The organism is Vibrio sp. 10N.261.54.E10 (assembly GCF_002877735.2).
Taxonomy (GTDB): Bacteria; Pseudomonadota; Gammaproteobacteria; order Enterobacterales; family Vibrionaceae; genus Vibrio; species Vibrio crassostreae_C.
Genome location: NZ_MCXE02000001.1, coordinates 815096 through 837939 on the forward strand (window position 1 = coordinate 815096; position 22844 = coordinate 837939).

At 44.8% G+C, this 22844-nt stretch carries 20 protein-coding genes; 15 read left to right on the top strand and 5 right to left on the bottom strand.

Annotation, left to right across the window (positions count from 1 at the left end; all coding sequences use genetic code 11):
• Nucleotides 1-35 precede the first annotated feature (35 nt).
• Both mfd and BCU07_RS03635 read right to left on the bottom strand, forming a co-directional pair.
• Nucleotides 36-3497, bottom strand: a complete 3462-nt coding sequence (mfd, locus tag BCU07_RS03630; protein ID WP_102429152.1) for a transcription-repair coupling factor — start codon at nucleotides 3495-3497, stop codon at nucleotides 36-38.
• A gap of 6 nt (nucleotides 3498-3503) precedes the next feature.
• Nucleotides 3504-4073 carry a PilZ domain-containing protein gene (locus BCU07_RS03635; RefSeq protein WP_102429153.1) on the bottom strand — a complete coding sequence of 190 codons (570 nt, stop codon included), beginning with the start codon at nucleotides 4071-4073 and terminating at the stop codon, nucleotides 3504-3506.
• 227 nt (nucleotides 4074-4300) lie between these two features.
• Between BCU07_RS03635 and lolC the strand changes: the two genes are divergently transcribed.
• The 3 genes from lolC to lolE are packed head-to-tail and all read left to right on the top strand — an operon-like array spanning nucleotide 4301 to nucleotide 7439.
• A complete protein-coding gene (gene lolC, locus BCU07_RS03640) occupies nucleotides 4301-5509 on the top strand; it encodes a lipoprotein-releasing ABC transporter permease subunit LolC (RefSeq protein ID WP_102429154.1) in 1209 nt (402 codons plus the stop codon).
• Complete coding sequence (lolD, locus tag BCU07_RS03645; RefSeq protein ID WP_017060230.1) at nucleotides 5502-6194, top strand: lipoprotein-releasing ABC transporter ATP-binding protein LolD; 693 nt, start codon at nucleotides 5502-5504, stop codon at nucleotides 6192-6194. The genes lolC and lolD overlap by 8 nt, the downstream gene beginning before the upstream one ends.
• Nucleotides 6195-7439, top strand: a complete 1245-nt coding sequence (lolE, locus tag BCU07_RS03650; RefSeq protein ID WP_102429155.1) for a lipoprotein-releasing ABC transporter permease subunit LolE — start codon at nucleotides 6195-6197, stop codon at nucleotides 7437-7439.
• Nucleotides 7440-7644: 205 nt separating this feature from the next.
• On the opposite strand, the gene BCU07_RS03655 is transcribed toward lolE, so the two are convergent.
• Nucleotides 7645-8157, bottom strand: a complete 513-nt coding sequence (locus tag BCU07_RS03655) for a DUF2062 domain-containing protein (RefSeq protein WP_102429156.1) — start codon at nucleotides 8155-8157, stop codon at nucleotides 7645-7647.
• Between the two features lie 17 nt (nucleotides 8158-8174).
• Between BCU07_RS03655 and BCU07_RS03660 the strand changes: the two genes are divergently transcribed.
• From BCU07_RS03660 to pyrF, 11 genes are all read left to right on the top strand, one after another.
• Entirely contained in the window at nucleotides 8175-10505 is a 2331-nt protein-coding gene (locus BCU07_RS03660) for a DNA internalization-related competence protein ComEC/Rec2 (RefSeq protein ID WP_102429157.1), read from the top strand.
• Between the two features lie 31 nt (nucleotides 10506-10536).
• On the top strand, nucleotides 10537-12285 hold the full coding sequence (gene msbA, locus BCU07_RS03665; RefSeq protein WP_065584348.1) for a lipid A ABC transporter ATP-binding protein/permease MsbA: 1749 nt from the start codon (nucleotides 10537-10539) through the stop codon (nucleotides 12283-12285).
• A 13-nt stretch (nucleotides 12286-12298) separates the two neighbouring features.
• A complete protein-coding gene (gene lpxK / locus BCU07_RS03670; protein ID WP_102429201.1) occupies nucleotides 12299-13306 on the top strand; it encodes a tetraacyldisaccharide 4'-kinase in 1008 nt (335 codons plus the stop codon).
• A complete protein-coding gene (locus BCU07_RS03675) occupies nucleotides 13287-13466 on the top strand; it encodes a Trm112 family protein (RefSeq protein ID WP_004736429.1) in 180 nt (59 codons plus the stop codon). Before lpxK ends, BCU07_RS03675 begins: the two co-directional genes overlap by 20 nt.
• The gene (gene kdsB, locus BCU07_RS03680; protein WP_102429158.1) at nucleotides 13466-14212 is read left to right on the top strand and encodes a 3-deoxy-manno-octulosonate cytidylyltransferase; all 747 of its coding nucleotides are present in this window, start codon (nucleotides 13466-13468) and stop codon (nucleotides 14210-14212) included. The genes BCU07_RS03675 and kdsB overlap by 1 nt, the downstream gene beginning before the upstream one ends.
• Nucleotides 14213-14504: 292 nt before the next feature.
• Nucleotides 14505-15185 (top strand): (d)CMP kinase, encoded by a 681-nt coding sequence (gene cmk, locus BCU07_RS03685; protein ID WP_017060237.1) that lies wholly within the window; start codon nucleotides 14505-14507, stop codon nucleotides 15183-15185.
• A gap of 106 nt (nucleotides 15186-15291) precedes the next feature.
• Nucleotides 15292-16962: a 30S ribosomal protein S1 gene (rpsA, locus tag BCU07_RS03690; protein ID WP_010439921.1), complete on the top strand. Its 1671-nt coding sequence runs from the start codon at nucleotides 15292-15294 to the stop codon at nucleotides 16960-16962.
• A gap of 121 nt (nucleotides 16963-17083) precedes the next feature.
• Nucleotides 17084-17368, top strand: a complete 285-nt coding sequence (ihfB, locus tag BCU07_RS03695; protein ID WP_017060238.1) for an integration host factor subunit beta — start codon at nucleotides 17084-17086, stop codon at nucleotides 17366-17368.
• A 129-nt stretch (nucleotides 17369-17497) separates the two neighbouring features.
• The gene (locus BCU07_RS03700; protein WP_017066774.1) at nucleotides 17498-17770 is read left to right on the top strand and encodes a LapA family protein; all 273 of its coding nucleotides are present in this window, start codon (nucleotides 17498-17500) and stop codon (nucleotides 17768-17770) included.
• A 12-nt stretch (nucleotides 17771-17782) separates the two neighbouring features.
• On the top strand, nucleotides 17783-18958 hold the full coding sequence (gene lapB, locus BCU07_RS03705) for a lipopolysaccharide assembly protein LapB (protein WP_017066773.1): 1176 nt from the start codon (nucleotides 17783-17785) through the stop codon (nucleotides 18956-18958).
• A 124-nt stretch (nucleotides 18959-19082) separates the two neighbouring features.
• Nucleotides 19083-19778 (top strand): orotidine-5'-phosphate decarboxylase, encoded by a 696-nt coding sequence (gene pyrF, locus BCU07_RS03710; protein WP_017060241.1) that lies wholly within the window; start codon nucleotides 19083-19085, stop codon nucleotides 19776-19778.
• A gap of 104 nt (nucleotides 19779-19882) precedes the next feature.
• Here pyrF and miaE read toward each other — a convergent pair whose 3' ends face one another.
• Both miaE and BCU07_RS03720 read right to left on the bottom strand, forming a co-directional pair.
• Complete coding sequence (gene miaE / locus BCU07_RS03715) at nucleotides 19883-20638, bottom strand: tRNA isopentenyl-2-thiomethyl-A-37 hydroxylase MiaE (RefSeq protein WP_017060242.1); 756 nt, start codon at nucleotides 20636-20638, stop codon at nucleotides 19883-19885.
• A gap of 143 nt (nucleotides 20639-20781) precedes the next feature.
• Nucleotides 20782-21546 (bottom strand): hypothetical protein, encoded by a 765-nt coding sequence (locus tag BCU07_RS03720; protein WP_017060243.1) that lies wholly within the window; start codon nucleotides 21544-21546, stop codon nucleotides 20782-20784.
• 322 nt (nucleotides 21547-21868) lie between these two features.
• Here BCU07_RS03720 and cysB point away from each other — a divergent pair, with 322 nt between their 5' ends.
• Nucleotides 21869-22843: an HTH-type transcriptional regulator CysB gene (gene cysB, locus BCU07_RS03725; protein ID WP_017060244.1), complete on the top strand. Its 975-nt coding sequence runs from the start codon at nucleotides 21869-21871 to the stop codon at nucleotides 22841-22843.
• Nucleotide 22844: the final 1 nt, after the last annotated feature.

The window sequence follows — 22844 nt, forward strand, 5'->3', positions numbered from 1 at the left end:
GGCTGGATAATTTATATGTGCAAGTGGATTGGGTCTTATGCTGAAGGCAGCAAGTTTTGTCTGAATTCGCCCAATAAATCACTAACAAATTGAATTCGTTTCCGTCTGTCGACCAATGGTATCGTAAACTTGAACTTTGTTGGTCCTTCCATTGAAAACTTTTGCGGTTGAGATTGCAACAGTTTAACAAGGTAGGTCGGGTTTATGTCAGCATCCGGGTAGAATTCTAAGAATCCACCCTTATCGTGGGCTTCAATTTTCTTCGCTTTGATAGACGCTGCGGCTAATTTTAGCTCAGAAACTGATAACAAGTTCTTGGTAGCATCAGGCAGAAGGCCGAAGCGATCAATCAGCTCGACTTTCAACTCTGCCAATTCGTCGGTGTCACTCACACTCGCAATACGCTTATAGGTAGACAAACGTGTATTGATGTCTGGGATGTAGTCATCTGGTAATAGTGCTGGCAAACGCATCTCAATTTCAGTTTGTTCACGCAGTAGGTCATCAAGCGATGGCTCTCGACCTTCCTTCAATGCTTCAACCGCTTGTTCAAGCATCTCCATGTACAAGGTGAAACCAACTGACTGGATTTGACCACTCTGTTCATCACCTAACAGCTCACCCGCACCACGAATCTCTAAATCGTGAGTTGCTAAGGTAAAGCCTGCGCCCAAGTCTTCGAGCGAAGCAATCGCATCCAATCGCTTGATCGCATCTTTGGTCATTGCTTTAGGGTGTGGCGTTAACAAGTAAGCATAAGCTTGGTGGTGCGAACGACCTACACGACCACGTAATTGGTGCAGCTGTGCTAAACCAAGGTTATCGGCTCTGTCCATCAAGATGGTATTTGCCGTTGGTACGTCGATACCGGTTTCAATGATGGTTGTACACACCAGTAAGTTGAAGCGCTGGTGGTAGAAGTCATTCATGATGCGTTCCAGTTCGCGCTCTCGCATCTGGCCATGAGCTACAGTCACGCGCGCCTCTGGAATCAGCTTTTGCAATGACTCTGCTGTTTTCTCAATCGTGTCGACTTGGTTGTGTAGGAAGTAAACCTGGCCACCACGCATGATTTCACGCAGCACCGCTTCTCTGACGATGGCATCATCACTCTCGCGAACGAAGGTTTTAATTGCCAAGCGTCGTGCGGGTGGTGTAGCGATGATCGAAAGGTCACGCATGCCACTCATTGCCATGTTCAGCGTTCGCGGGATCGGTGTCGCAGTAAGCGTTAGAATATCGACATCCGCACGCATCGCTTTCACTTTCTCTTTCTGACGTACACCAAATCTGTGTTCTTCATCGACAACCAGCAGGCCTAGGTCTTTAAACTTAATATCGCTCGAAAGCAGCTTGTGAGTCCCGACTAGGATATCCACTTTACCGTCGGCGACATCTTGCATGATTAGTTTTTGCTCTTTAGCTGATTTGAATCGGGATAGAACCTCAACACGAATCGGCAAGTTGGCGAAACGGTCACGGAAGTTTTCGAAGTGTTGCTGAGCAAGTAGAGTAGTAGGAACTAAAACCGCTACTTGTTTGCTGTTGTCGGTACAAACGAATGCTGCACGCATCGCGACTTCGGTTTTACCAAAGCCAACATCACCACACACCAAACGGTCCATGGCTTTGGCTTGGCACATATCAGACATAACAGCATTGATGGCCATCGCTTGGTCATCGGTTTCTTCAAACGGGAAGCCAGATTTGAAAGTCGCGTATTGGCTGCGGTCGAGTACAAACTTGTAGCCAGGTTTTAGCTCACGCTTAGCGTAAACATCAAGTAGTTCTGCTGCAACATCACGGACTTTCTCCGCGGCGCGTTTACGCGCTTTTTGCCACGCTTCGCCACCGAGTTTATGTAGCGGTGCAGAATCTTCAGCGCCACCCGAGTAACGCCCGATTAAGTTCAAAGAAGCAACTGGCACGTAGAGCTTGGCATCGTTTTGGTACTCAAGTGTCACGTATTCGGTTTTCATGCCACCGGCTTCGAGTGTCTGCAAGCCGATGTAGCGACCAATACCGTGGTCAATGTGCACTACAGGTTGACCTGGTTTAAGTTCGGCTAAGTGACGAATGACAGTGTCGCTGTTAACACTTTTTTTGTCTTTCTTACGGCGCTGAACAACGCGATCACCCAACAGGTCGCTTTCACAGATAAGGGCGATGTTTTGCTCTTCATGGATAAAACCGTGTTCAGCAGAGCCAAGGATGAGGCTGAACTTGTCTTTGCCTTTAATTGAGGCATCGAGGTTTTCAACTTCGCTTGGTCGTACTTTAATACCACGAAGCAGTTCACTCAGCGCTTCACGACGACCTTCTGATTCAACCGAAAATACTACTTTGCCGTCGAAGGCTTCTGTGAACTTTCTTAGGTTAGCTAAAGGTTCTTTATTTTGATGCTGAACGCTGAGGTCAGGTAATGACACGACAGGCAAGTTGGTGCGGCCTGCTTTCTCTTCAATCGAATCTAGACTCAGGTTAACTTGTGGCTTCTGTTTGAAGTGAGCGAACAGCTCGTCTTTCTTCAACCACAGTTGTTCAGGCGTGAGAAGTGGCCGTAATGGGTCAACACCGCGCTGTTCGTATCGGTGAGCGACATCAGTAAGGAACGAATCAACCGCGGTTTCTACGTCACCCAGAACCAAGAGTTGCGCTTCATCGGCAACATAGTCAAACAGTGTTTCTGTGTGATCGAAGAATAGAGGCTGCCAGTACTCAATACCCGCAGGCCATGTGCCTTTAGATACCTGCATGTAAACTGACTCTGGTTCACGGCGGGCATCAAACTGTTGGCGCCAGCGAATACGGAAGTCTTCAATCGCCGTTTCCGAGGTTGGGAATTCGTGCGCTGGTAACAGGCGGATCTCAGAGATGTCTTCAATAGAACGCTGGTTTTCAGGATCGAAAGTACGAATAGTGTCGATTTCGTCATCGAAAAAATCGATTCGATACGGGTCTTTACTGCCCATTGGGAACAGATCGAGAATAGAGCCACGGCTTGCGTATTCACCGGGGCCAAACACTTGGTCAACGTAACGATAGCCTGACTTTTCAAGCTGTAGACGCAGTTTCTCTAAAGAGTAGAGATCGCCCGTTTTCACCATTAAGGTGTGCTGCAACAAGAAGTCACGTGGCGACTGACGTTGTAGTAGCGTGCTGATCGGTACGATCGTGATGCCATCTTTTAGTGTTGGCAGTGCGTAAAGGCGTGCGATACGATCTGAGATGATCTCTTGGTGCGGCGAGAAGCTATCGTATGGCAGCGTTTCCCAGTCAGGGAATAATGCGACTTCATGTGCCGTAAACTGTTCAATTTCAGATTGCAGCTTAAGAGCGACTTGTGGGTCTGGCACTGCTAGTACTGTATGGCTGTTGTGCTGCTCTGCGAGTTTAGCGATGGCCAGAGCGAGAGACGAACCGACTAGGTTACCGATGTGCTTTTTGTCACCGGCTCCTTTGAGTGTAGGTAGTGTAAAAATAGATTGTTTGGTCATGTTAATTTACTTGTTATCTCGGTCTAGAGAGCGTTGACGCAAAAGTTTCTGTTGTTGATGAAGTGCCGCTTTGATCAGCAGGTCTTGGTCAGTATCGCGAAGATGAGCGTATTTGAAGTTAATTTCGAAACCGGAATCTTTAGGCTGGCTTGCAAACACTTCCGCGTAGCAGTATATGGCTGCAGCTGGGTGCTCTAGAAAAAGTTTGGCTTTTACTAAGCGACCCGGTTCGATGTCTGCTTTTGAAAAGCAGGAAAACTGACTCGCACCAAATGAATAGGTGTGAGTGCGAAATTTCTCATGATCTTGCTGCGATAACATAAAGCTCAACAAGAGGTTTAATTTTGAGTTTTGTGCATCCAATAAACTGGTGACATTCTTCAAGTCGCTGTTTTTCAGTTCCGCTCGAGCGCTGTCAGCTAACAGATCCAATTGGCTAAATTCACTTGCCACCACAAATGGTGCTGGGATCTCAGATTCGAATTGAATTTGAGAAGGTAAAGTGAAGCCGCTGTCCATTGGTTCAATATTAGCGGTAAGGCTATGGTGAACGGTGAAAAACTCTTGTTCTGTCATGCGTTAGTTCCTTGAAGTGATCTATTGATTATCGCTATGTGGCCGCAGTAATCAAGGTCAGTTAATTGAAAGTCTCAAATAGTTGTTTGAAATTTGGCTATTTGACAAGGTTCTGTTTTTCAAGCCTAACTAATTGAGTTAATTCACTCTATATTTTCAATTAACCCCTACACAGTAACAGCAATACCCGTTACATTAACCCGCATCCCCTTTAGATGGTTCAAAGTATGTTTCATCCTATTTCGTTGTTTGTTGGCCTACGCTATTTGAAAGGCCGTTCAGGTGATCGCTTTAGCCGTTTTGTTTCTTATATGTCGACGGCAGGTATCACCATTGGTGTGCTGTCTTTGGTTACTGTTTTATCGGTAATGAATGGATTCGAAGCGCAGTTAAAAGACCGAATTCTTGGTGTTCTTCCTCAAGCGGTGGTTTATGAGCAAGGTGGCACTACCTCTCTTTCTGCCCAAGCGCCTAATTTTGCAGAGCAAATCTCGCTTAATGGTCACGTTGAACCGATTGTCCGCAGTGAGGCAGTGATTCAGAGTCCGGCTCAATTATCTGCGGGTTTGTTAATTGGCATTGAACCCAATTCAGATGACCCTCTTCAGAACCACTTGATTGCGGGCAGATTGTCTTCACTTAAAGCGGGTCAATATCAGTTGTTCCTCGGTCATACTTTGGCGAGAAATTTGAAGGTATCTATGGGTGACAAAGTTCGCTTGATGGTGACCAGCGCTAGCCAATACACCCCATTAGGTCGTATTCCAAGCCAACGAAATTTCACCGTTGCCGGTATTTTCAATACAGGTTCTGATATCGACGCTCAACTGATGGTGACAGACATCCAAGACGCTGGGCGTTTGATGCGTTATAAATCAGACACTATTTCAGGCTGGCGACTATTTTTTGAAGACCCGTTTGAAGTCGCAGAGTTATCAACTCAGCCATTACCGGAAGGTTGGTTGTGGAGCGACTGGCGAGACCAACGAGGTGAGCTATTCCAAGCCGTTCGTATGGAAAAAAACATGATGGGTTTAATGCTTGGGCTTATCATCGGTGTTGCTGCTTTCAATATTATCTCAGCACTTATCATGGTGGTGATGGAGAAGCAGTCTGAAGTCGCGATTCTTAAGACCCAAGGCATGACTGATGGTCAAGTCATGGGGATCTTCATGGTTCAAGGCGCAAGTAGTGGCGTGATTGGTGCGCTCTCTGGTGGTGTGTTAGGCGTTGCTCTAGCGATGAACCTTAATACTATTTTAGAGGCGATGGGCGTTGCTCTATTCTCCTTTGGTGGACAGTTACCAATTTTGATTAACCCAATTCAAATCGCTGTTGTTGTGGTTCTGGCTATTGCACTTAGCCTGATTGCCACTGTATTCCCTTCTTATCGTGCATCGTCTGTGAAACCTGCTGAGGCCCTTCGTTATGAGTAATTTTCTTCAATGTAATGATATCCGTAAAACGTACCGTGAAGGCTCGTTAGATACTGAGGTGCTCAAGGGAGTCAGCTTTGACATCGAAAAGGGTGAGCTAGTAGCAATCATCGGTACCTCTGGCTCGGGCAAAAGTACCTTACTGCATATCTTAGGCGCATTAGACGATGCTTCTGCGGGCAGTGTGAGTTTTCTTGGTCAAGATTTAGCATCTTTGAGTTCGAATAAGCAGGCGAAGCTTCGCAACCAGCATCTTGGCTTTGTGTATCAGTTCCATCATCTTCTATCTGACTTTTCAGCTTTAGAAAACGTGGCGATGCCGTTATTGATTGGCGGCGAAAAGCCCGCTAAAGCAAAGCAAGAAGCACAACGTTTGTTGGACAAAGTTGGATTGAGTCACCGCGTGGACCACCGACCTTCAGAGCTTTCTGGTGGCGAGAGGCAACGTGTGGCGATTGCTCGTGCATTGGTGAATAAGCCTGCGCTAGTGTTGGCGGATGAACCAACCGGTAACCTTGACCATAACACCGCACTGTCTATTTACGACTTAATGCGTGAACTGAACCGTGAATACGATACTGCCTTTTTGGTCGTGACTCACGATGGTGAACTTGCCGGTAAGATGGATCGCCAACTTCACATGCAAGATGGTTTACTGGTCAACGTAGAAAAAGAGGAGAGCTAAGTGTTTTCCTCTTTATCTCTATTGATAGGCGGCCGATTTAGCCGTGCGAAACAACGAGACAAGATGGTGTCGTTCATCTCATTGTCTTCGACCATTGGTATTGCGGTTGGTGTCGCGGTGATCATTATCGGCTTATCTGCGATGAATGGCTTTGAGCGAGAGCTTCAATCACGAGTACTTTCTGTCATTCCTCATGGTGAATTTGAAGGCGTGAATGAGCCTGTGACTCGTTGGGAGCACGTGATTGAGGAGTCGGTTAAGCACGATAAAGTCGTTGCTGCTGCGCCTTATGTAAAAATTACAGCGCTTGCTGAAAAGGGCAAAGAACTCAAAGCAATTGAAGTTCGCGGCGTTGACCCACAACTTGAGCAACAAGTATCGAGCCTGTCGAGTTTTATCGATAAGCAAGCTTGGAGTGAGTTTAAAGCAGGGCAACAACAAATCATCTTAGGTTCTGGTGTAGCGAATGTGCTGGGTGCGAAAGTCGGTGATTATCTGACTTTGATGATTCCAGCGGTAAACGGTTCTGTGAAGGTTCAGGCGCCAAAGCGTGTTCGAGTGAAAGTGGTTGGCTTGCTGACGCTTAATGGCCAGATTGACCACAGCTTGGCTCTGATTCCGATTGGTGATGCTCAGGTCTACGCCAACTTAGGTGAGGCGGTAACTGGAGTCTCTTTAAAAGTGACCGATGTGCTGAACGCGAACTCTATTGTGCGTGAAGTGGGCAATCAGCTTGATGTGTATGTGTATCTACGAAGCTGGCAGCAGAAGTTTGGTTTCTTGTATCGAGATATCCAACTCGTTCGTACCATCATGTATCTGGTGATGGTACTGGTTATTGGTGTGGCTTGTTTCAATATTGTCTCGACGCTAATGATGGCAGTAAAAGACAGAGCATCAGAGATCGCGATTTTAAGAACCATGGGTGCATCAGACGGCCTTGTGAGGCGCATCTTTGTTTGGCAGGGCGTATTCTCAGGCGTGTTAGGCAGTTTAGTGGGCAGTGCAATAGGTGTGCTAGTCGCTCTTAATCTCACGACACTAATCAAAGGACTTGAAAAGTTGGTCGATCACCAGTTCTTGTCCGGTGATATCTATTTTGTCGACTTCTTGCCATCACAACTTGATATGACGGATGTTGTTGTGGTTTCCGGCACTGCGATTGTGCTGAGTTTACTGGCGACATGGTACCCAGCATCACGCGCGGCGAAGTTGAATCCAGCCTCAGTGCTGAGTTCTAAATAGCATTCGCCTAAATAACAGGCCGTCAGTTTTCAGTCGATACAAAAAAGGATCCCAGTGGGATCCTTTTTTATTGAATTCAATTCGTGTTCTTTACGACTTTCGTTACATGCCAATCTTGCAGAGGTAAGTAGCTCATCCGATTTTAACTTGTGTACGTTTTAAGTGAAGCGCATACAAGGTTAGATTGAATAACAAGAAATGGCGTTCAGTGCCTTGCTTGTCGCTTCTTCCAACTTCTTACTACTGAGTAGCGCCATAAACCGCGAATACCAAAGTAGCCAATCATTGCTGAAACCACGCCACAAATCAGACAACCCAATAAGAACGGAGGCCCTATAGTGCTCATTTGCGCCAAGATGAAGTCCCAAGACAATTCGATATGGAAGGCTTGCGGTGGCACATGCATAACAAACGCCCCGACTTTATAAGCAAAGTAGAAGAGAACAGGCATGGTAACCGGGTTACTGATCCAAACAAGTGCGACAGCTAAAGGCAGGTTAACGCCACATGCGACAGCAAGGCCTGCAGACATAATCATTTGACTTGGTAGAGGGACAAACGCCATGAATAACCCAACAGCAAACGCGCCAGCCGCAGAGCGACGATTAAGGCACCATAAGTTGGGGTTGTACAAAACATTGCCAAAAACTTTCAATGCTTTCTGACGCTTGATTAGATCATGGTCAGGCATAAATCGTTTGATAAACTTTCTTGGCATAGGAGGAAGCTACTCTCTTGTTTAACACTTGGTTCTTGATTTCATTTGCTGCGACAGTTGTGTCTGCCAGCTTCTGGCCTGTGATGCCACATTGGGTTTGGGCACCATTGATGCTGTTGTTACTGCTAGCATCAACAAAGTATAGCGTTTTCCGGAGTGCAAGAGGTCCAGTAACAGCATTGATACTAGTTATCTGCCTAGGGAATGCGATTGAAATACAAACGAGTCGCTTATTCCAATCAGGGCAGAATACTACCATAAATGCGTCGGTTGTTAGCCTTTTTAGTGAAAATAGCCACGGTTTTGAAAGCGTAATAGTAGCCAGATCAATTGGCGGCGAAAAATTAATCTTTCCCCAATTGATAAAATTGCGTTTGTTTACCCCTTTTAAGTTAACACTTGGAGATGATGTCTATTTATCGACCTCAATAAAGCCGGTATGGGGCAAACTTAATGAAGCCGGTTTTGACCTCGAAAAGTACTTGTTTAGTGCTGGCGTGGTTGCCAATGCAACTTACAGAGCAGAAACCAAATACCGAATTCACTCTAACACCAACTTACGCTCCCGATGGTTTGAAACCAGCCTTGAAAGGTTAAGTCTGCTGTCAAATCAAGATCTCATTATCGCTTTGAGTTTTGGATATCGAGACCTTATTCCGCCTCAGCGGTGGGATTTGCTTAAAAGCAGTGGCTTGATCCACTTGATGGCTATTTCGGGGCTGCATATTGGGATTGCCTTTGGTATCGGCTATCAGATTGGCAAGATATTCAGGTTACTTTCTCCTTCATTTCTTTGGTTACCTACAATATTCGGGCTCGGCTTGGCGTATTTCTATAGTTGGTTTGCTGGGTTCACGCTGCCAACTTTGAGAGCTTTAGTGATGTGCTTCATCGCGAGTTATTTCTTGTGGCGAGGGCAGAATATCAGTTTGCTTCGGTATGTTGCTTTAAGTCTGTGCGTGGTTCTGCTGATTTGGCCGTTTTCAGCCTTGTCGAGCAGCTTTTGGTTGTCCTTTGGTGCATTGGGCGCTGTTCTCTATATCGCCTGTAATACTCAGCGCTCAGCTTCAAGCTTTACATTTATCGACCACGTACTCCAACTTATTAAGCTTCAACTGATGCTGACATTCCTGATTGCGCCTTTCTCGATGTTGTTTTTCAAAGGAGTCAGTTTAGTCTCTGTTTTCTACAACTTGTTCCTTTTGCCTTGGGTATCGATGGTGACGATCCCGCTGTTGTTTCTGGCAATGTTTCTAAGCTTAATATCGGAGTCAGTGTCTGGCGTGGTTGGTATAACAGCGCTAGACAATGATTTGGTCAGTCAGCTGTGGAAGTTAGTCGACTTATCGCTTGAGCCTCTCGTATTTAGTCTTCCTTTCTCTGAGCGATTTTGGATCCAAGTCGATAATCAGACGATTGCATTATCAGTATTCCTTATCTTGTTTTTGAGCTTTGTTAGTCGGTATTTCAAGCGAACATTATCGATATTGGTAACTGCAGTGTTTGTGCTGTGGTGGGAGTTCAGCAAACCCCAGCAAGACAAACTAACTATTGATATCTTGGATGTTGGGCATGGGTTGTCTTTGGTCTTGGAAAAGAACAATCAGATTGTTGTTTATGATCTTGGCAATGCGTGGCCAGGAGGCTCGGTTGTTGAGTCTTTGTTGATTCCTACTTTGAATCAGCGGGGGATTTATGAATTAGAAGGCGTGATTGTGAGTCATTTCGATTCTGACCATGCTGGTGGTTATCCGGCATTACTTGAGAAGTATACGCCAAAGTGGATAAGAACCAGTCAGAACATTATTCAAGAACGCCAATCTATCACTCAAGCCCCGTCTAATATTCAAACATGTACTATTGGAGAGGTTTGGAACTGGCAAGATGTTGTTTTTGAGGTGTTGTGGCCGCCTAAGCAAGTAAAGAGGGCGTATAACCCACATTCGTGTGTGGTCAAGATCTCAGATCATAGTGCTGATTTCTCAATGTTGCTCACTGGTGATATTGAACTGGTAAGTGAGTGGTTACTTGCTCGTGAAGGAGAACAGCTAAGGAGTGATGTTATGTTGGTTCCGCATCATGGCAGCGATTCGTCATCGATTAAGCCGTTTATTGGGGCGGTGTCCCCTCAGCTAGCGATAGCTTCTCTTGCCAAAGGCAATCAGTGGGGAATGCCTAGTGAGTCTGTTATTGAACGCTATCAGGAAGCGGGGAGTACTTGGCTTGATACTGGAGAAAGCGGACAAATAACCATCACTCTTAGCAAAGAAGGTTGGCAATATCATGCGATTAGAGAACAACAAGGCGGGCAGTGGTATAGGCAGATGCTCCGTAAGGGAGTAGAATAGATAGATTATTGTGAGAAAATTAAGCGATTCTATGTCAACACAAACAGATGAAACTACCTGGGTCACATTTAAAAGACTTTGGACTTATATTCGACTATATAAGGCCGGCCTAGGTGTTGCGGTAATTGCGCTTATCATAAATGCCGTTTCTGATACCTATATGATTTCCTTACTAAAGCCGTTACTTGATGAAGGCTTTGGTAATGCTGAATCTGACTTTTTACGCACGCTCCCTATTATTATCTTTGCCATGATGTTTATTCGTGGTGTCAGTGGCTTTGTTTCAACCTATTGTTTGAGCTGGGTCTCTGGCAATGTGGTGATGGAAATTCGTCGTAAAATTTTCAGCCATTTCATGCACATGCCTGTTTCTTTCTTCGATAAAGAACAGACAGGCGCATTGCTATCTCGAATTACTTACGATTCAGAGCAAGTGTCTGCAGCAACCAGTAAGGCGTTAGTCAGTATTGTCCGTGAAGGTGCAAGTATTATTGGCTTGTTGACGCTGATGTTCTGGAATAGCTGGCAGTTGTCTTTAGTTCTATTTGCTGTCGCACCCGTTGTCGCTTGGGCTATTACCATAGTTTCTAAGCGATTCAGAAAGATCTCTAAAAATATGCAGACAAGTATGGGCCATGTGGCGTCGTCTGCAGAGCAAATGTTGAAAGGACATAAAGTAGTTCTAACTTATGGTGGTCAAGACATAGAGAAGCAACGTTTTGATCAAGTTAGTAACCAAATGCGCCAACAGAGTATGAAGTTAGTAACAGCACAAGCAGCCGCTAACCCAATAATTCAGATGATTGCGTCTGTTGCCGTTGTGACTGTGTTGATCTTAGCTAGCTTTGACTCTATTCGAGCTGAGTTAACCCCCGGCACATTTACTGTTATTTTCTCTGCGATGTTCGGCTTAATGCGCCCATTAAAAGCACTAACTAGTGTAACGTCTCAGTTCCAACGCGGTATGGCAGCGAGTACAACTCTATTTGGTTTGATGGATCTAGATACTGAGCAAAACAAAGGGACGTTGAAGCCTGAATCTGTAACGGGTGAAGTTGCAGTAAAAGATGTCACGTTTACTTATGAAGGAGCAGAGAAACCAGCACTTGATAAGGTCAGCTTCAATATACCGAAAGGTAAAACGGTTGCGCTTGTTGGGCGTTCTGGCTCGGGCAAGAGTACCATTGCCAACCTATTTACTCGTTTTTATGATGTAGACTCAGGTTCAATTGAGCTTGACGGCCACGACATTCGTGATTACGAATTGAGAAACCTGCGGGAGCACTTTGCTCTTGTATCTCAAAATGTGCACCTATTTAATGATACGGTCGCGAACAACATCGCTTACGCCGCACACGATGAATATTCCCGCGAACAGATTGAACATGCAGCTAAACTTGCCCATGCGAGTGAGTTTATCGAAAACATGGAAAACGGTATTGATACGGTTGTTGGCGAGAATGGTGGTAATCTATCAGGTGGTCAAAGACAGCGAATTGCGATTGCACGAGCGCTATTGAGAGATGCACCAGTTTTGATTCTTGATGAGGCAACGTCTGCACTGGATACCGAGTCAGAGAGAGCGATTCAATCTGCACTAGAAGAACTGCAGAAAGACAAAACAGTATTAGTTATCGCACACCGACTCTCTACGATCGAGCAAGCTGATGAGATTCTAGTGGTTGATGATGGTCATATTGTAGAAAGGGGCGCACATGCTGAGCTAATCGCGCATGATGGTGCTTATGCACAATTACACCGAATTCAGTTCAGCGGATAAATTAGGTTTTGTTGTGATCGAAAAGATTTGGTTTAACAATCACCCGTTGAAATATCTTCTCTGGCCGCTTTTGTGGCCACTGAGTCTGCTGTTCAAAATGATCAGTAGTCGGCGTCATGACGCTTATCTCTCAGGGAATAAAGAGACCTACCGCCCGCCTTTACCTGTTATTGTTGTGGGCAATATTACTGCTGGTGGAAATGGTAAAACACCGGTTGTGATTTGGTTAGTTGAGATGCTTCAGGCTCACGGCTTTAAACCCGGAGTCGTATCTCGTGGCTACGGTGCAAAAGCACCAAGCTATCCGTTGGTGTTGGATGAAAATACCCCAGCTGAGCATTCGGGTGATGAACCTCGCTTGATTCGTAAGCGAACTGGTGCGCCAGTCGCAGTCGACCCTGTGCGAGCTAACGCAGTGAAAGCATTGCTGAGCAAAGGCGTTGATGTGATTATCACTGACGATGGCCTTCAGCATTACGCGCTTGAACGCGACATTGAATTTGCAGTTATCGACGGCGCAAGACGCTTTGGTAGCGAATGCCTAATTCCTTTAGGCCCGTTAAGAGAGCCTGTATCTCGTTTAGATGAAGTCGACTTTTTGGTTAACAATGGCGGTAAAGCGCATGGGCGAGAGTTCTCGATGTCTTTGCTTCCAAGCCAAGCAGTTAACCTAAAGACTGGTCAGAAAAGGTCTGTGGCAAAATTACACAAGCTGGTGGCTTTTGCCGGTATTGGCCACCCACCGCGCTTTTTTAAAACATTGGAAGATCTTGATGGTGATGTGGTTTTCACACAGGGCTTCGCCGACCATCAAGATTTTGATAAAGATGAACTTCATGCCTTAGCTAATAAAGGTATGAATCTGATTATGACAGAAAAAGACGCTGTAAAATGCGAAGAATATGCTCAAGATAACTGGTGGTATCTTCCAGTTTCTGCGCAGTTCGATGAAGATTCGCAACAGCAAATTTTAAAAAGAATAAAAGAGGTTATGGAATACTATGGATCACCGTCTACTTGAGATCGTTGCTTGCCCTGTATGTAAAGGTAAACTAACTTTTGACAAGGATAAGCAAGAGCTTGTTTGTAAAATTGATCGCCTTGCTTACCCAATTAAAGAGGGTATTCCTGTTCTTTTAGAACCTGAAGCTCGCACCGTTTCTATGGATGAGGGTAAGTAATGTCTTATACGGTTGTTATACCTGCAAGATACCAATCGAGCCGTTTACCAGGGAAGCCACTTGCTAACATTGGTGGAAAGCCGATGATTCAATGGGTATACGAACAGTCAATGAAAGCGGGTGCCGATAACGTTATTATCGCTACCGACGACGCTCGAGTTGAAAAAGCGGCTAAAGCATTTGGCGCGACCGTTTGTATGACATCACCGAATCACGAATCGGGCACTGAACGCCTAGCTGAGGTGATTGAAGTTATGAATATTCCTGATGATCATATTATCGTGAATGTTCAAGGTGATGAGCCACTTATTCCACCCGCGATCATTAATCAGGTCGCGAACAATCTTGCGAACAGTACAGCTCCGATGGCAACGTTAGGTGTGGAAATCACTCATGCTGATGAAGTGTTTAACCCTAACGCTGTTAAAGTTGTAACCGATAAAGATGGTTACGCCTTATATTTTAGCCGAGCAACCATCCCTTGGGATCGCGATGCTTACGCGAACAACGGTACTGCAGCGGAATCTCCTTTGCTTCGTCATATTGGTATCTATGCTTACCGAGCGGGTTTTATCAATACCTACATTAATTGGGAACCAAGCACTCTTGAGCGTATTGAGTGCCTAGAGCAATTACGAGTACTTTGGTACGGTGAAAAGATTCACGTAGACGTTGCGGCGGAAGCGCCGGCTGCTGGTGTTGATACGCCTGAAGACCTAGAAGCGGTTCGAGCTATTATTGGTTAAGCTTCTTTGAGCGAATTCTTGTTTGCTCTACAAAATGAAAAATCATGAGCCTTGCCTATTGCGAGGCTTTTTTCTATCTACCGAAAAGTGCGCTATCGAAAAGCGCGTGTGTGTCTTATTGACCTAAGCAAACGGATATTGGGATAGTTGCATTGGTTTATGCATCATCAACACGGAATTATCTGAGATTTACCTCGCTCGAGTTCCAATTTTTCTCTATAATATGCCGCCTATAAAGTAGTGGCGAATCGCTAGTACAGAATAAAACTTACGACAAAACGTGGAGTAAAAGATGCCTTCTCAAAGCCCAGTGATTACGGTTGATGGACCAAGTGGTGCAGGTAAAGGTACCCTGTGTATGTTGCTAGCAGATAAGCTAGGCTTTCATCTTCTAGACTCAGGCGCGATCTATCGCGTATTGGCTTTAGCGGCAATTCACCATGGTGTGGATACTGAATCAGAGGATGCTTTAGTACCGCTTGCTACACACTTAGACGTGCAGTTTATTGCTGAAGGCGACTTAGTTAAGGTTATCCTAGAAGGTGAAGATGTGTCTGGTGAACTTCGTAAAGAAGAGACAGGCATGGCGGCTTCAAAAGTTGCTGCTTTACCTCGCGTTCGCGAAGCACTGCTTCGTCGTCAACGTGCATTCAGCGCTGCGCCTGGTTTGGTTGCAGATGGTCGTGACATGGGAACGGTTGTGTTTCCTGAAGCTGAAGCGAAAATATTTTTAGATGCAAGTGCTGAAGAGCGTGCGAGTCGCCGCCTTAAACAGTTGCAACAGAAGGGGTTAGATGTTAAATTTGACGACCTTTTGAGCGAGATCCAAGAGCGAGACGACCGAGATCGTAATCGCCCAGTGGCGCCACTTCGCCCTGCAGAGGATGCTCTAGTGCTTGATTCCACCTCAATGAATATTGAGCAGGTAGTAGAAAAAGCACTACACTATATTGAATCGAAACTGGCTGGGTAATTTCGCCGAGCTAGTACGAACGTTGGTCGCAAGGATGATGACCGGCGAATTTATCAACCCCATGCGGTAGGATACCCATGGACGTTTAATTATTGAAGATTAAATAATGACTGAATCTTTTGCTCAACTCTTTGAAGAGTTTCTATCTGAAACTGAATTCCAACAAGGCAGCATCGTTAAAGGTACTGTAGTAGCTATCGAGAACGGTTTCGTTCTTGTAGACGCTGGTCTTAAGTCTGAATCTGCTATCCCTGCTGAACAATTCAAGAACGCTGCTGGCGAACTTGAAGTTGAAGTTGGTGCTGAAGTAGACGTAGCTCTAGACGCTGTTGAAGATGGTTTCGGTGAAACTCAACTTTCTCGTGAGAAAGCTAAGCGTCACGAAGCTTGGATCGTACTTGAGAAAGCTTGCGAAGAAGCTGAAACTGTTGTTGGTATCATCAACGGTAAAGTTAAAGGCGGTTTCACTGTTGAACTTAACGGTATCCGTGCTTTCCTTCCTGGTTCTCTAGTAGACGTACGTCCTATCCGTGACACTGCTCACCTAGAAAACAAAGAGCTAGAGTTCAAAGTAATCAAGCTAGACCAGAAGCGTAACAACGTTGTTGTTTCTCGTCGTGCTGTTATCGAATCTGAAAACAGTGTTGAGCGTGACGAACTTCTTGAAACTCTACAAGAAGGTACTGAAGTTAAAGGTATCGTTAAGAACCTTACTGACTACGGTGCATTCGTTGACCTTGGCGGTGTTGACGGTCTTCTACATATCACAGATATGGCTTGGAAGCGCGTTAAGCACCCATCAGAGATCGTTAACGTTGGTGACGAAATCCTAGTTAAAGTTCTTAAGTTCGATCGTGAGCGCACTCGTGTTTCACTAGGTCTTAAGCAACTAGGCGAAGATCCATGGGTAGCAATCGCTAAGCGTTACCCAGAAGGTCACAAGCTTTCTGGTCGTGTTACAAACCTAACTGACTACGGCTGCTTCGTTGAAATCGAAGAAGGCGTTGAAGGTCTAGTACACGTTTCTGAAATGGATTGGACTAACAAGAACATCCACCCTTCTAAAGTTGTTAATGTTGGCGACGAAGTTGAGGTTATGGTTCTTGATATCGACGAAGAACGTCGTCGTATCTCTCTAGGTCTGAAACAGTGTAAAGCTAACCCATGGCAGTCATTTGCAGAAATGCAAGCTAAGGGCGACAAAGTTACTGGTAAGATCAAGTCTATCACTGACTTTGGTATCTTCATCGGTCTAGAAGGCGGTATCGACGGTCTTGTACACCTATCTGACATTTCTTGGAACGCTGCCGGCGAAGAAGCTGTACGTGAATACAAGAAAGGCGACGAAATCTCTGCTGTTGTTCTAGCAGTAGATGCAGAGCGTGAGCGTATTTCTCTTGGCGTTAAGCAAATGGAAAACGACCCGTTCAACGCATACGTTGCTGACAACAAGAAAGGTGTTCTTGTAAACGGTACTGTTACTGCAGTTGACGCGAAAGGCGCTACTATCGAGCTAATCGAAGGCGTTGAAGGTTACATCCGCGCTTCTGAAGTTTCTCGCGACCGTATCGAAGATGCATCTCTAATCCTAAGCGTTGGCGACAGCGTTGAAGCGAAGTTCACTGGTGTAGACCGTAAGAACCGCGTAATCAACCTATCTATCAAAGCTAAAGATGAAGCTGATGAGCAAGAAGCAATGGCTTCACTGAACAAGTCTGAAGAAGGCGCGTTCGGTAACGCAATGGCAGACGCATTCAAAGCTGCTAAAGGCGAATAATAGCTTCTCATTAAGAGAATTATAGCTATCTAGCCAAGAAAGGAGCCGTAAGGCTCCTTTTTTTTTGCTTATTTTTCCGATAGGTCTATAATTTCTAAAAAGAAAACCAACGAGGGTAACTATGACTAAGTCTGAATTGATTGAAAGACTGTGCGCTGAGCAAACGCATCTTTCTGCAAAAGAAATTGAAGACGCTGTAAAAGACATTTTAGAGCATATGGCTTCAACACTAGAAAGTGGTGATCGAATCGAAATTCGCGGTTTTGGCAGTTTTTCTCTGCATTATCGTGAGCCTCGTGTTGGACGTAATCCAAAGACTGGTGACAAGGTTGAGTTAGAAGGTAAATACGTTCCTCACTTCAAACCAGGTAAAGAGCTGCGTGAACGAGTAAACTCAGGAATGTAGCCTACTTATCGGAATTCAGAAAAGCGGCATACTATAATGTATGCCGCTTTTTTATGACCATAATATGGTGGTCTGATTAGTAATTTTCCTGCATAATCGTACAGCTAACCAACCAATGAGTGATGAACTATGAAAATTATAAAAATAGTCGCCGTTATCGCACTTTTCCTAATTGCACTGGCTTTAGGCTCTCAAAACCAAACAACTGTGAATTTCAACTATCTGCTAGCGCAAGGTGACTTCCACCTATCAAGTTTATTAGGTGTTGTATTCGTTTCAGGCTTCGCCCTTGCTTGGTTAGTCTTTGGTAATATGCACATGCGGTCTCAGCTAAAAATTCATCGCTTGAAGAAGCAACTCAATAAGCAATCAAAGCAGGTCGCTGCTGATACTAAAGCTTAAAGGCTATATTTGATGTTAGAGTTACTGTTCTTACTTTTGCCCATCGCAGCCGCTTATGGCTGGTATATGGGTAATCGTAATGCTCAGCAAGAAAAACAAAAGCAATCACACCAGATCTCCCGTCAATACGTGACGGGTTTGAACCTATTACTGTCAGATCAATCTGACAAAGCGGTTGATCATTTCATTGAGCTGCTTCAAGTAGACGATGAAACCATCGATACTCACTTGGCTTTGGGCAACTTGTTCCGCTCAAGAGGCGAAGTCGACCGTGCTATTCGTATTCACCAAAATCTCATCTCTCGTTCGGGGCTTACCCTCGATCAGAAAAACCTCGCACTGCAACAATTAGCGAAAGACTATATGGTCTCTGGCTTCCTTGATCGCGCTGAAAAAATCTTTGAACAACTTGTAGAAGAACCTGACCATAAAGAGGGCGCTTTACAGCAGTTGGTGGCTATTTATCAGCAGACCCGTGAGTGGAACAAGGCTATCCATTACGGAAATATCTTAGTTAAGCTCGGCAAGAAAAAAATGAAGATGCGTGCCACAGTCGCGCATTTCTGGTGTGAGCTTGCAATGCAAGAACAAGCCGATGGTAATCGTTCTAAAGCGCTTCAGCATTTTAAGAAGGCGCTTTCTGAAGACCCTAAATGTGTTCGCGCAAGTATCGCACTAGGGAAGTTCCACTTAGCGAACGAAGATTACCAAAAGACAATTGATTGTCTTGAATCGGTACTTGAACAAGATATCGATTTTATCAGTGAGGTGTTGCCAACCCTTGCTGAGTGTTACCACAAGCTTGGACAAGAAGCTCAATTGGTCGAGTTCCTCAAAGCGTGTATTCAGAAGAAAGCCGGTGTATCTGCCGAACTGATGCTGGCGCAATTGGTTGCTCACCATGAAGATGTAGGCTCTGCTCAAGAGTTACTGACAAAGCAGCTTGTTAAAAATCCAACCATGAAAGGTTTTTATCGATTAATCGATTACCACCTAGCGGAAGCAGAAGAAGGCCGAGCAAAAGACAGCTTAACCACACTTCAATCTATGGTTGGTGAACAGCTTAAGGTTAAGCCTCATTACCGTTGTCGTCAGTGTGGTTTCTCGACACACTCTTTGTATTGGCACTGCCCTTCATGTAAAGGGTGGGGGACGATCAAGCCTATTCGTGGGCTTGATGGTGAATAGATTTGTGGTCACTTTAAGACCAAATTATTAATTGCAGCTTTCGGGCTGCATTTTTATGACTGTTATTTATCACCTGCTTAGGTGATTAGAAATTTTTAGAAAGTTAACTGCGTTAGGAGATGAAATGAACGACCAAAAAATCATTGTAGCCTTGGATTATGATAATCAAGCGGATGCGTTAGCCTTTGTCGATCGAATTGACCCAGCATCTTGCCGCCTAAAAGTGGGCAAAGAGATGTTTACCCTGTTTGGCCCTGAATTTGTTCGTGAATTACATAAGCGTGGTTTCTCAGTATTTTTAGACCTTAAATTCCACGACATCCCGAACACATGTTCAAAAGCAGTCCGTGCTGCCGCTGAACTGGGTGTTTGGATGGTGAACGTACACGCAAGTGGCGGTGAGCGTATGATGACGGCTTCTCGCGAAATCTTAGAACCTTATGGCAAAGATCGTCCACTGTTAATCGGTGTAACGGTACTCACCAGTATGGAGCAATCTGACTTAGCGGGTATCGGTCTGGATCTTGAACCACAACAACACGTGATGCGCTTGGCTTCTCTAACGAAAAACTCTGGCTTAGACGGTGTTGTATGTTCTGCACAAGAGGCTTCTTTGCTTAAAGGTGCACTTGGTCAAGAGTTCAAGCTAGTTACTCCAGGTATTCGTCCTGTCGGCGCAGATGTTGGTGACCAGAAGCGCATCATGACGCCTTCTAAAGCGATTGAATCAGGTTCAGACTACCTTGTTATTGGTCGTCCGATTACGCAAGCGATAGACCCTGCTGCTGTACTTGCAGAGATCAACGGTACGCTTGCTTAAGTCTATATTTGGATTGAGATATAAATAAAGAAGGCCAGCAAATTGCTGGCCTTAATTTTTTAGTCTGGATTAGTCTAAACTGGACTGAATGTTCTGTGTGGAGCCTAAACCGGAGCACCACTATGGAATTTGAAGTCGCTGTCTTCTGAAGTGATAAGATCAGCTTCTACTTGAGCAAAATGCGAAATACGCTCTGAAATATCTTTCCCTGCGATCTGTTCTGCTAGCTCAAGGTAATCTTGGTAGTGGCGAGCTTCTGAACGAAGTAGAGACACGTAAAACTTCTCCATGTCTTCTTCCAAGAAAGGAGCCAATTTAGCGAAGCGCTCACAAGAGCGAGCTTCAATAAACGCACCGATGATAAGCTTATCAACCAGAGCATCAGGCTCGTAAGTCTTAACTTGTTTGATCAAGCCCTTAGCGTAACGACCCGCCTCGATTGGCTGGTAAGTCACGCCTTTCTTCTCCATCAACTCCATGACTTGGTAGAAGTGATGCAGCTCTTCTTTGATCAGTAAAACCATCTTATCGATTAGGTCAGCACCGTAATTACAGCCTTCTTTCGCTGTGATTTGCTTGGATACGTTGCTTTTACCACGCAGAGACTCTAAGTCTCCGATACGACGGTAAGCAAATTGCTCGTATGGCAAAATCCATTCATTCAGTTGCTTCGCGCTTTCTTTATCGACGGCGTACTTGCGAATAAGGAATAAAGCACTCTGTGCCGCCTTAAGTTCACACAGCATGTGATCGCGTAGAATGATGTGAAGATTTTCTGGCTTTTTGGCTTCATCTATCCATGAATCTGGCGTTTCGGCTTTAAGAAAAGAGTGGATTGGAGCGAGTAATTCTTGATACATGGTCAGGGAAAGTTTGTTGATAATGCGGGGATTTTATCACAGCTCAAGAGATCTCCCTATACAGAGAAAGGAAATTCAACAGCTACAAAAAAGGCCGCCTATTTAATGTAAATAAGGCGGCCTTTAAGTGTTGAGTTAGACTGTTACCATTTCTTCTTCTGACCGAAGAGGGCATCCATATCGTCTTCTCGTTCTTTAGATTCCATCTGCTGCAAATCTTGAGCGTTTTTGTCTTGGCGTTTCTGGTCAAGCTCGTTAAGCATCTGTTGAAGCTTTTCTTTGGCTTGATTAGAGTACGAGTCGTTCTTAGTCGCCAAAGCATCAATACCTTTGCGTAATAGCTGAATCGCTGTTCCCGGTTGTCCGCGAGAAATCGAATCGTTTGCACGTTTGATAACATTTTCAATGTTAATACGGATTTGAATTGTTTCTAGGCGAGCATTTTCAACCACATAAGCTTGAGTCTCGAAACGGCCTTTATTGTGCTCGTTGCGCACCGTATCACGCAGGCGTTTAACTAACTTAAGCATCATGATCGCTTGCTTGTCACTACTTGGTACGCGGAAAGCGGTACTCTCGCCACCTTTGTAGTTCTCTTTTAGCTGAGTGATTTGTTGTTTTACGCTTTCAATGCGTTGGGCAAGCTGCTTATTTTTTGGATCGAGTTGATACATGTTTTCTAATGCATCAAGAATTCGATTGTTTAAGCATACAAGAAGATCTTGGCTAAACGGCATGTGATGAGCGTTGCCAATCAGTTCTTCTGTACCGTCAATAATGGTTAGATAACGAGAAGCTTCCTGTTTCTTCGCTGTTTCTACCTTAACTTTATATTGAAGCATGATGTTGTAGCCTAAAACTAACACCAAAAGAACGGCTACTAAGACGATTATTAAACCAATATTCATATATTTGAGTCTGCTTATTATTTTCTATAGCTAACTGGAGAGGATACACGATTCCATTGTGTATCGGCACTCGTAAATTGCAATTTCTGATTATCTCTTGTTGAGCGAAATCGGCAATCAAAACTTACCAACTAATGTATGAGAATGAGGGTTGGGTTGCAAAGCGTTAGTGATGTTTTTGTTTGTTAAGCTAGAAAAACTCAATTTTCCTGTCATTTTTGTGTTCGAAGCGTTATAACTATTAATTATATTACACGCGACTATAACGCTCTCTTTGCAAATAAGTTAGCACAGAAATGAGTAAAGGATTACGAGGTTAGATATGAAGTTACAGCAACTGAAGTACATTGTTGAGGTTGTAAACCATAACCTAAATGTTTCAGCTACAGCAGAGAGTTTGTACACATCTCAGCCTGGCATTAGTAAGCAAGTTAGATTACTTGAAGACGAACTAGGCATTCAGATTTTTGAGCGTAGCGGCAAGCATCTAACGCAGGTTACCCAAGCGGGTGAGGATATCATCCGTATCTCTCAAGAGATTTTGGCGCGCGTTGAAAGCATTAAAGCGGTAGCGGGTGAACACACACATCCAGAGATGGGTACATTGAATATTTCAACGACTCATACTCAAGCTCGTTATGCACTGCCTGATGTGATTAAAGGTTTCACGGCGCGCTATCCAAAAGTATCGCTTCACATGCACCAAGGTACGCCAAGCCAAATGTCAGAAGCCGTCGCTAAAGGTACAGCGAATTTTGCGATTGCAACGGAAGCGCTACACCTTTACCAAGATGCGATTATGCTGCCTTGTTACCACTGGAACCGTTCGATCGTCGTGACCAAAGATCATCCCCTGGCACAGAAGCGTAATATCACGATCGAAGATCTTGCGGCTTACTCTCTCGTGACTTATGTATTTGGTTTCACTGGCCGTTCTGAGCTTGATACCGCGTTTAACAAAGTAGGTTTAACACCGCGTGTTGTGTTTACTGCGACCGATGCAGACGTAATCAAAACCTACGTTCGTATGGGCATTGGTGTTGGTGTAATTGCAAGTATGGCTATTGACCACGAGCAAGATACTGATTTGGTTGCGATTGATGCGAGCCATCTATTTGGTGCGAGCACAACCAGCATTGGTTTTAGAAAAGGCACCTTCTTGCGTTCTTACATGTTTGATTTCATGGAGCGTTTTGCACCGCACTTAACTCGCCCTGTGGTTGAGCAAGCTATTTCTTTGAAATCGAACGAAGAGATCGAAGAGATGTTTAAAGATATCGAACTGCCAGTTCGTTAAT